This is a genomic window from Staphylococcus coagulans, from assembly GCF_022557135.1.
Classification (GTDB): Bacteria; Bacillota; Bacilli; order Staphylococcales; family Staphylococcaceae; genus Staphylococcus; species Staphylococcus coagulans.
In genome coordinates this window covers 414,896-422,331 of the sequence record NZ_CP092966.1, presented here as the reverse complement: position 1 = coordinate 422,331, position 7,436 = coordinate 414,896, and the positions used below count along the sequence as shown (strand labels likewise).

Here is a 7,436-nt window from a genome sequence, read left to right as displayed (position 1 = left end):
GTGATACGTTTTGGCCTCTTCAATGATTTGATCAATTTGTTGACGTGTTGATTCTGGTTTTAACAACGTATGATCGATATATTTTTCAAATTTCATATAGCATGCTCCCTCATCGTATATATTTTTAATATCTTACTTAATTATACAATTTGGTCGCTCAAAATACGATTGTTTTATATCAGATAAAATTGCTAAGCATTTAGCAATGCACACCATTCTCGTGTACATTTCAGTTGTATTTTTTTCAAGTTTTTTTATTTTCTAATTACCCACTATTAAAGCCTATAAGACCATTCATTTTTTATTTTTCAGAATTTTTTGTTGAAATCTGAATATTCATATGCTAACATACTCATATTCTCTCAAAAATACTTTAACTCGGTAGAGAACGAAAGCGAGGCGATATGATAATGCATCCTTTAATTTTAGACAAAGAAAAAGAGCTTCGGTTTTTAAAGATTGCGGAATCTCGTAACTTCGAGCTCATAGATACACCTTTTATCGAAACATTAGTTTGGGAAACACTCTCTTCTGACGATCTTAAACAAATGTCTGAAAGAAGTGTTTGGCAATCTGGCTCACAGCTTTATGCTTTGCGCAATGATTTTACTGATCAACTAGTGCGCTATTACCAAGACTATCCTATACAACATCGCGCAGTTGCATATGCTGGTTCAATTGTCCGAAATCAGCATGCCTGTATACAACTTGGCCTAGAATATTATCAACCGAGTATTCAAGAGATTCACGATACATTTGAAACATTCAAGTTGTACATTGAACAATGCTTAGAAGATCAAATTCAATATGTCGTAATCGGTCATTACCAATTAACGGATTTATTATTAAGCGATGTGCAACACGACGCACAACTATTGACATGGATTGCACAACGTAACATTTCTGAATTGAAATCCGCTTTAGGGCTCAGTCATCCAGTTGTTCAATTGTTGTTAACACCGACACATCAACAACTCAGTTTACTGAACACCTTATTCCCGAGCGACCACTATATTTTGCGGAGTTTGAATCGTTGGGATACCTATTTCAAATCGTTAGGTATCACCCCTATCCATCTCGATATGACACCCCAACCTCCGCGGTCGTATTATAAAGGTGCCTTTATTCATGCACATCTGAAAAAAAGCAATCTGACTTTAACAGGCGGTTATTACAAAGATACTTTAGAAGGATTTGGTTTAGGACTCACATTATAACGAGAAGGAGTGACTATTGTGTTAACCATTGCATTAGCAAAAGGACGTTTGCTAAAAAGTTTGATTGCCTACTTAGAACAACAGGAGCAGGTTGAATTGTCTTCACAGCTTCAGTCGCGATCCCGACAACTTCAAATCAAAACTGAAAATTTTCGTTTTCTTTTCGTTAAAGGAAATGACGTTCCTATATATGTAGAACAAGGGATTGCAGATATCGGTATTACAGGAAGTGATATTTTAAACGAGCAGAAATATGACGTTAATCAACTTATCGCCCTTCCTTTTGGACAATGTCATTTTTCTGTGGCCGCTTTTGAATCGACAGAAGCATATCACAAAATCGCAACTTCTTATCCGAAAACAGCCCGCGATTATTTTAAATCCACAGGTCGTGACATTGAGTTAATCGAACTTTCGGGCTCTATCGAGTTAGCTTGTGTCATTGGCATGGTTGATGGCATCGTTGATATCGTACAAACCGGAAGCACACTTCGCTCTAATGGTCTTGTCGAAAAGGAGCAGATTTCCAGTATACAAGCGCAATTAATTACGAACCGTCAAAGTTTTTTCACTGCCGCATCAGAAATTGATGCATTTATTCAAATGTTAGGGGTGTCACTCATTGATGATTAACAGCACAGCATTTTTACAGCAATTACAATCTGAAGCACAGTTTAACCAACACCTTCACGAACAAGTGGCCGCCATCTGTGAACGTGTCAAAAATGAAGGTGACCGTGCATTATTCGACTACAACAAGCAATTTGATTACGTACAAGTACAATCACTAGAAATACCTAGTTCAGAGCTGAAACAAGCTTTTACAAATTTGGAGCCTGAATTAAAAGCAGCACTCCAGCATAGTCATCAAAGAATCGAACATTATCAGAGACAAATTAAATATCAGCAACAAAGTTCAACACAAGAACTCTACGAAGTCTATCATCCTATTGAAAGTGTAGGGATATATGTGCCTGGGGGTAAAGCAAGTTATCCATCTACTGTCTTAATGACCGCGACACTCGCGAAAGTGGCAAATGTTAAAAATATCATTGTTGTCACACCACCCCAAACCAATGGTATTGCCCAAAGCGTTCTTGCTGCTTGTGCAATTGCCGGTGTCGATCACGTGTATCAAGTCGGTGGCGCCCAAAGTATCGCCGCATTAGCCTATGGCACAGAAACTATCCCTAAAGTAGATAAAATCGTTGGGCCAGGCAATCAATATGTGGCGTATGCGAAAAAATATTTGTACGGAGAAGTAGGTATCGATCAAATTGCAGGTCCGAGTGAGATTGCACTCATTATAGATAACCATAGCGATATAGAGGCCATTGTCTATGATGTTTTCGCCCAAGCTGAGCATGATGAAATGGCAAGAACTTATGTCCTTTCAAACGATAAATCCGTCCTTAAGACGCTTGAACAACGTATCCAAGCTGAACTTAAAAATGCACAGCGCTCAAAAATATTAGCAGAAAGTTTAAAACATCATCACTATTTAATTCACACTTTAGATTTTAATGATAATTGTAAAGTTATGAATGCCATTGCACCTGAACATGCTTCAGTTCAAACTGCGCATCCAGAACGATACATCCCTTTCATCCATTATGTAGGTAGCTTGTTTATAGGGCGCTATGCACCAGAAGCCATTGGAGATTATATCGCTGGGCCGAGTCATGTGCTGCCTACACAACGAACAGCACGCTTTCAACATGGTCTGTCTGTGAACGATTTTTTAACTAAACATACGGTCATTCATCTGAGCGCATCAACGTACCAACGCACCTATTCTGATGCTGCTCGAATAGCGGGTGACGAACAATTAATCAATCATAAAAAATCACTAGAGATTCGAAATAGAGGTGATACACAATGATTCGCATGAATAAGAATGAAAGCCCGATAAAGCCACTTAATGATGAAACATTGATGAATCTTATCAAAAATTGTGACTATCATTTATATCCAGATACTGATTATGACCGCTTTCGCCAAGCTTATGCGAATTATTATGGCCAGCAATTCAGTAGTCAACAACTATGCTGTGGAAATGGTTCTGACGAATTAATACAAAAATTGATGCTTATTATGCCAGAAGGTCCCTGTTTAACGCTCAATCCCGATTTTTTTATGTATCAAGATTATGCACGGCAAGTGAAGCGTCAAATTCATTTTGTTGATGCATCACCCGATTTAACATTTTCACTTGAAACGATACTTGATCGCATCGATGAAGTACAACCTCGTTTTTTCATTCTCAGTAATCCACACAATCCAACGGGGCACCGTTTTACTGAAAATGAATTAATCACTATCGCAAATCAAATGAAAGTGATAGGAGGCTATTTAATCGTTGATGAGGCCTATGTTGACTTTTCAATACCGTTACAAATCGAATTAGAAGATCATATCCTAATCATGCGTACACTTTCCAAAGCTTTTGCCATGGCGGGGTTACGACTCGGTGTCTTAATCAGTACAGAAAAAACCATTTCAACTGTACGCCAAATTGAACACCCTTATCCTTTAAGTGCATTTACTCTATCTATCGGCATTTATCTATTTGAACATATGGAACAAACAAAAGTGTTCATCCAACACCAACGTCAATTGAGTCAGCGCTTAAAAGAAATCTTGATGAAATATGCTAGTCCCCATATGCATGTCTTTCCAAGTGATACTAATTTTGTTTTAACATCAGGGCCTCAAGCCTTATCACTTGGACATTACGTTAAAGCACGTGGCTTTCTACCACGCTTTTATCATTCAAAAGATGAAAAAATGTTAGCTGAATGCATACGTTATTCCATCATTGATCAGCCACATTTAAATCAATTTGAAAAAGTCGTGAAAGAATGGAGTGAACAACAATGACATATCAAATTCGCCGTGAAACGACAGAAACCAAAATTGACATTAAACTCAGCGTATCCGAAAAAGAGAGTCAAATTCATACTGGTGTCGGATTTTTAGACCACATGCTCTCATTATGGAGCTTTCATAGTGACTTAGCGTTACAAATTGACGTTGAAGGTGATACATGGGTCGATGATCATCATACGACCGAAGATATCGGTATCGTTCTTGGACAACTGTTACGACAGTTGATTAAAGATAAAGTTCATTACACCCGTTATGGTACCCAATATATTCCGATGGACGAAACATTAGCACGTGCTGTTGTCGATATAAGTGGCCGCCCTTACCTCAACTTTCATGCGCACTTCAGCAAGGAAAAAGTGGGCCAGTTTGATACAGAACTCGTCAAAGAATTTTTTAGAGCTTTAGTAATCAATGCCCATTTAACGGTTCACATCGACTTACTTCATCAAGGAAATACGCACCACGAAATTGAAGCGATTTTCAAAGCATTTGCACATGCTTTAAAACAAGCGCTGCGTGATTCAGAAGACCGACGTATTCCTTCATCTAAAGGTGTGATTGAATGATGATTGCAATCATAGATTATGGACTTGGCAATATTTTTAATGTGCAACGCGCAGTGAACCATCTTGGCTATCCCTCTATCGTAACGCGCGAACCAGAAATGATAGAACATGCAGACGTCTTGATTCTGCCAGGTGTAGGCCATTTCAAAGACGCAATGCGAGCCATTCATCAATACGGTCTATACGATGTATTAAGACAGCACCAACAACCCATTATCGGTATTTGTCTAGGTATGCAACTTCTGTACTCTTATAGCGATGAAGGTTATGTGTCGGGTCTTGATTTAATCAAAGGGAAAATTCAAGAAATTCAGACCCCTTATACGGTTCCACATCTTGGTTGGAATCAGTTAAAAAGTGAAATACCCGCGTTAAACAAAGATGTCTATTATGTTCATACTTATCAAGCGCCAATGTCACCTGCAGTTATCGCCTATAGTGACTATGGCACGTCTATTCCAGGCATCGTTCAACAAGATGATTGTATTGGTATTCAATTTCATCCAGAAAAAAGTGGTGATTACGGTTTACAGATTTTAGACCAAGCGTTAAAAGGAGGATGGCAACATGATTAAACTTTGGCCGGCGATTGATTTAATAGAAGGTAAAAGTGTACGCCTCACAGAGGGAAACTATCAAACAACTGAAGTTATGATGCGCAGTGCTGAGAAGAGTATCGAATTTTACAACCAGTTCGATAGCGTTGATCGTATTCACATCATCGATTTAATAGGTGCCAAATCACAACGCTCTGTCGAGATGGACGCTATTCAACAGTTAGTTCAAATGAGTCAAAAGACGATTGAAGTGGGCGGCGGTATCCGTAACAAAGAGACGATTCAAGCCTATTTATCATCCGGAGCAGATTACTGCATTGTCGGTACTCAAGCCATAATAGATCAGTCCTGGCTGGCTGAAATAAGCCATTTATTTCCCGGGAAAATATTGGTATCTGTCGATGCCAAGCAAAGTGCGATTCAAATTAATGGTTGGACGGAAGAAACTGTCCTCAACGTCTTTGATTATGTCTCCCAAATCCAACATCTTCCTTTAAATGGCATCATCTATACTGACATCACGAAGGATGGAAAAATGAGTGGTCCTAATTTTGATACAACAGCTCAACTCGCTAAGAATAGTAAATTACCGATTATAGCTTCTGGTGGCATTCGACATCAAGCAGACATACAGCAGTTAGATAAGCTCGGTGTTTCAGCAGCAATCGTCGGTAAAGCAGCGAATCAAGCCTCATTTTGGGAGGGTTTAACATGATTAAAAAAAGAATTATTCCTTGTCTAGATGTTAAAGATGGCCGTGTTGTCAAAGGGATACAGTTTAAAGGACTCAGAGACATCGGTCACCCAGTTGATCTTGCGCTATACTATAATCAAGCTGGAGCCGATGAGCTTGTCTTTTTAGATATCTCAAAAACGGAACAAGGACACGCACTGACACTTGATATCATCCAACAAACTGCCTCCCAGCTTTTTATTCCATTAACAGTGGGTGGCGGCATTTCATCTTTGGAAGAGATATCCCAACTTTTAAGACATGGTGCAGATAAAGTGTCTCTCAATTCAGCAGCACTCAATAATCCCGATCTCATACAGCAAGCAAGTCAAAAATTTGGAAAACAATGCATATGTATCGCGATCGATAGCTTATACAATCAAAATACGAATGATTATTATTGTTGTACCCATGGAGGTAAACGGCAAACGCCTATTCGCGTCTACGATTGGGTACGGAAAGTAGAGGCTTTAGGTGCTGGAGAGCTTCTCGTCACAAGTATGGCACATGATGGAACGAAACAAGGCTTTGATATTGCGCACCTGAATCAAATTTCTAAATTAGTCAATATCCCGATTATCGCTTCAGGTGGCGGTGGTGATGCACAACACTTCAAAGAATTATTCACACAAACTCCTGTGTCTGCTGGATTAGCGGCAAGCATTTTACACGATAAAGAAACAACCGTTGCAGCAATCAAACGTGAACTGAATCAAGGAGGTGTCCCCGTAAGATGGTCTTAAAACCCGATTTTTCAAAAGGCTTAATTCCAGTCATTTTGCAAGATAGCAAGACGCAACAAGTGCTCATGTTGGGCTATATGAACGAAGAAGCTTTCCATAGAACAGTGCAAGAACAAGTCGCATGGTTTTACTCTCGCTCAAAGCAACGACTTTGGAAAAAAGGAGAGTCATCGGGCAACATACAACGAGTCAAAGACATGTATTTAGATTGCGATCAAGATACGTTATTGCTGTTTGTGGAACCAATGGGACCGACTTGTCATACAGGTTCACAAAGCTGTTTCAATACGACTCCGACTTTTCAACTTCAACAACTTGAAAGTACTATTCGCCAACGGTTGAAAGCAGATGATTCCAACTCTTATACGCAATACCTTTTCAATGAAGGCATTGAAAAAATCAGTAAAAAGTTGGGTGAAGAAGCTTTCGAAGTCGTGATTGCTGCTATGAAACAAAATGCTTCTGAAGTCATTTCTGAAAGTGCTGATTTACTCTATCATCTCTTTGTTTTACTCGAATCACAAAACATCAATTTCAATACAATAGAACACGAGTTAGAGAAAAGACATCGTATTCAAAATAATTTTAAAGGTGAACGTCAAAAGATTGAAAAATGGTAAGTCCTTTGATATGATGCGCCATAAAAATAATCATTATGATTTCAAACATAAAAACAACCCTCTCCTTGTATCACATTGAACTTGGAAAGGGTTGTTTTAAATTAGAAGTCA

The 7,436-nt window shown here is 38.8% G+C and carries 9 protein-coding genes and 1 pseudogene; 9 read left to right on the top strand and 1 reads right to left on the bottom strand.

Annotation, left to right across the window (positions count from 1 at the left end):
- A pseudogene (locus KM149_RS01805) lies at positions 1–96 on the bottom strand (deoxyribose-phosphate aldolase); the annotation flags it as partial.
- A gap of 311 nt (positions 97–407) precedes the next feature.
- On the opposite strand from KM149_RS01805, the gene KM149_RS01800 reads away from it, so the two are divergent.
- From KM149_RS01800 to hisIE, 9 genes are read left to right on the top strand one after another with little or no spacing between them, the layout of a single operon-like run.
- Positions 408–1,217 carry an ATP phosphoribosyltransferase regulatory subunit gene (locus KM149_RS01800; RefSeq protein ID WP_214971159.1) on the top strand — a complete coding sequence of 270 codons (810 nt, stop codon included), beginning with the start codon at positions 408–410 and terminating at the stop codon, positions 1,215–1,217.
- A gap of 18 nt (positions 1,218–1,235) precedes the next feature.
- Positions 1,236–1,850: an ATP phosphoribosyltransferase gene (gene hisG / locus KM149_RS01795; RefSeq protein ID WP_214971080.1), complete on the top strand. Its 615-nt coding sequence runs from the start codon at positions 1,236–1,238 to the stop codon at positions 1,848–1,850.
- Complete coding sequence (gene hisD / locus KM149_RS01790; RefSeq protein ID WP_425353676.1) at positions 1,843–3,099, top strand: histidinol dehydrogenase; 1,257 nt, start codon at positions 1,843–1,845, stop codon at positions 3,097–3,099. The genes hisG and hisD overlap by 8 nt, the downstream gene beginning before the upstream one ends.
- Positions 3,096–4,097 (top strand): pyridoxal phosphate-dependent aminotransferase, encoded by a 1,002-nt coding sequence (locus KM149_RS01785; protein ID WP_182281270.1) that lies wholly within the window; start codon positions 3,096–3,098, stop codon positions 4,095–4,097. The genes hisD and KM149_RS01785 overlap by 4 nt, the downstream gene beginning before the upstream one ends.
- The gene (gene hisB, locus KM149_RS01780) at positions 4,094–4,672 is read left to right on the top strand and encodes an imidazoleglycerol-phosphate dehydratase HisB (protein WP_182364652.1); all 579 of its coding nucleotides are present in this window, start codon (positions 4,094–4,096) and stop codon (positions 4,670–4,672) included. Before KM149_RS01785 ends, hisB begins: the two co-directional genes overlap by 4 nt.
- Positions 4,672–5,247, top strand: a complete 576-nt coding sequence (gene hisH / locus KM149_RS01775; protein ID WP_165546283.1) for an imidazole glycerol phosphate synthase subunit HisH — start codon at positions 4,672–4,674, stop codon at positions 5,245–5,247. Before hisB ends, hisH begins: the two co-directional genes overlap by 1 nt.
- Positions 5,240–5,944 carry a 1-(5-phosphoribosyl)-5-((5-phosphoribosylamino)methylideneamino)imidazole-4-carboxamide isomerase gene (gene hisA, locus KM149_RS01770; protein WP_214971085.1) on the top strand — a complete coding sequence of 235 codons (705 nt, stop codon included), beginning with the start codon at positions 5,240–5,242 and terminating at the stop codon, positions 5,942–5,944. Before hisH ends, hisA begins: the two co-directional genes overlap by 8 nt.
- Positions 5,941–6,705, top strand: coding sequence for an imidazole glycerol phosphate synthase subunit HisF (hisF, locus tag KM149_RS01765; protein WP_214971089.1), 765 nt, complete (start codon positions 5,941–5,943; stop codon positions 6,703–6,705). Before hisA ends, hisF begins: the two co-directional genes overlap by 4 nt.
- Positions 6,696–7,325, top strand: coding sequence for a bifunctional phosphoribosyl-AMP cyclohydrolase/phosphoribosyl-ATP diphosphatase HisIE (hisIE, locus tag KM149_RS01760; RefSeq protein ID WP_182281272.1), 630 nt, complete (start codon positions 6,696–6,698; stop codon positions 7,323–7,325). The genes hisF and hisIE overlap by 10 nt, the downstream gene beginning before the upstream one ends.
- Positions 7,326–7,436 lie beyond the last annotated feature (111 nt).